At 48.8% G+C, this 2,207-nt stretch carries 2 tRNA genes and 1 rRNA gene; all 3 read left to right on the top strand.

The window, feature by feature from the left end:
* The first annotated feature begins 291 nt into the window (after window positions 1-291).
* The 3 genes from ACT53D_RS14260 to ACT53D_RS14250 all read left to right on the top strand — a co-directional run bounded on the left by ACT53D_RS14260 (window position 292) and on the right by ACT53D_RS14250 (window position 2,079).
* Window positions 292-1,830 (top strand): 16S ribosomal RNA (locus tag ACT53D_RS14260).
* 87 nt (window positions 1,831-1,917) lie between these two features.
* A tRNA-Ile gene (locus ACT53D_RS14255) sits at window positions 1,918-1,994 on the top strand.
* Window positions 1,995-2,003: 9 nt separating this feature from the next.
* Window positions 2,004-2,079: transfer RNA gene (locus ACT53D_RS14250), tRNA-Ala, on the top strand.
* Window positions 2,080-2,207: the final 128 nt, after the last annotated feature.

Here is a 2,207-nt window from a genome sequence, read left to right as displayed (position 1 = left end):
AAAAACCTCTGTATAATGCGCGCTTCGCTTGAAACGTTGGAAGTTGAAACGGAAGAGCGAAAAGCCTTCGAGGCACTGTTCTTTAAAAATTAGGATGACTGATAAGTGTGGGTGTTTGTAGTTGGGTGTGAACGCATTTGATGCGTAAAACTCAGAAAATACAAATGCTTACGCTTAGATTTATGACAAGTATGTACAGTGTAGTTTACACACATACCTTGAAATGAATTTGAGATATAGCGAAATCGAATACCGCCTCTTAATTGAGGTAAAAAGTAATAGTTAGGAATTAAACTGAAGAGTTTGATCCTGGCTCAGATTGAACGCTGGCGGAATGCTTTACACATGCAAGTCGAACGATGAACCCTAGCTTGCTAGGGGGATTAGTGGCGAACGGGTGAGTAATATATCGGAACGTACCTTGTAATGGGGGATAACTAGTCGAAAGATTAGCTAATACCGCATACGCCCTGAGGGGGAAAGTAGGGGATCTTCGGACCTTACGTTATAAGAGCGGCCGATATCTGATTAGCTAGTTGGTGGGGTAATGGCCTACCAAGGCGACGATCAGTAGCTGGTCTGAGAGGACGACCAGCCACACTGGAACTGAGACACGGTCCAGACTCCTACGGGAGGCAGCAGTGGGGAATTTTGGACAATGGGCGCAAGCCTGATCCAGCCATTCCGCGTGAGTGAAGAAGGCCTTCGGGTTGTAAAGCTCTTTCGCAAGGGAAGAAAACTTACCATCGAATAAATGGTGAGGCTGACGGTACCTTGATAAGAAGCACCGGCTAACTACGTGCCAGCAGCCGCGGTAATACGTAGGGTGCGAGCGTTAATCGGAATTACTGGGCGTAAAGCGTGCGCAGGCGGTTTTGTAAGTCAGATGTGAAATCCCCGAGCTCAACTTGGGAACTGCGTTTGAAACTACAAGACTAGAATATGTCAGAGGGGGGTAGAATTCCACGTGTAGCAGTGAAATGCGTAGAGATGTGGAGGAATACCAATGGCGAAGGCAGCCCCCTGGGATAATATTGACGCTCATGCACGAAAGCGTGGGGAGCAAACAGGATTAGATACCCTGGTAGTCCACGCCCTAAACGATGTCTACTAGTTGTTGGTGGAGTAAAATCCATGAGTAACGCAGCTAACGCGTGAAGTAGACCGCCTGGGGAGTACGGTCGCAAGATTAAAACTCAAAGGAATTGACGGGGGCCCGCACAAGCGGTGGATTATGTGGATTAATTCGATGCAACGCGAAAAACCTTACCTGGCCTTGACATGCCACTAACGAAGCAGAGATGCATTAGGTGCCCGTAAGGGAAAGTGGACACAGGTGCTGCATGGCTGTCGTCAGCTCGTGTCGTGAGATGTTGGGTTAAGTCCCGCAACGAGCGCAACCCTTGCCATTAATTGCCATCATTTAGTTGGGCACTTTAATGGGACTGCCGGTGACAAACCGGAGGAAGGTGGGGATGACGTCAAGTCCTCATGGCCCTTATGGCCAGGGCTTCACACGTAATACAATGGTCGGTACAGAGAGTTGCCAACCCGCGAGGGGGAGCTAATCTCAGAAAGCCGATCGTAGTCCGGATTGTTCTCTGCAACTCGAGAGCATGAAGTCGGAATCGCTAGTAATCGCGGATCAGCATGTCGCGGTGAATACGTTCCCGGGCCTTGTACACACCGCCCGTCACACCATGGGAGTGGGTTTTACCAGAAGTAGTTAGTCTAACCGCAAGGGGGACGATTACCACGGTAGTATTCATGACTGGGGTGAAGTCGTAACAAGGTAGCCGTATCGGAAGGTGCGGCTGGATCACCTCCTTTCTAGAGAAGATCACCTGTCTACAAGCATTCACTCTTATCGGTCATCTTAAAAATAAGCAGCAACAAAGATTTAGGCAAACCGCCTTAGGGTCTGTAGCTCAGCTGGTTAGAGCACCGTCTTGATAAGGCGGGGGTCGTTGGTTCGAGCCCAACCAGACCCACCACCGAATATTGGGGGATTAGCTCAGCTGGGAGAGCACCTGCTTTGCAAGCAGGGGGTCGTCGGTTCGATCCCGTCATCCTCCACCAACGACTTGGTGTCTTTGTTGCGGTTTAGAGATTAGAAGCAAGCGTTATTAATTGATGTTTGATTAAATGTTTGCTTCTGGTTTTTAAACGTTAGTTTAACGACTAAGACTGCTCTTTAACAAAATGGA

This window comes from Methylophilus sp. DMC16 (assembly GCF_056314045.1).
The sequence above is the reverse complement of the archived record's forward strand: the minus strand, read 5'-3'. Positions and strand labels throughout refer to the sequence as shown.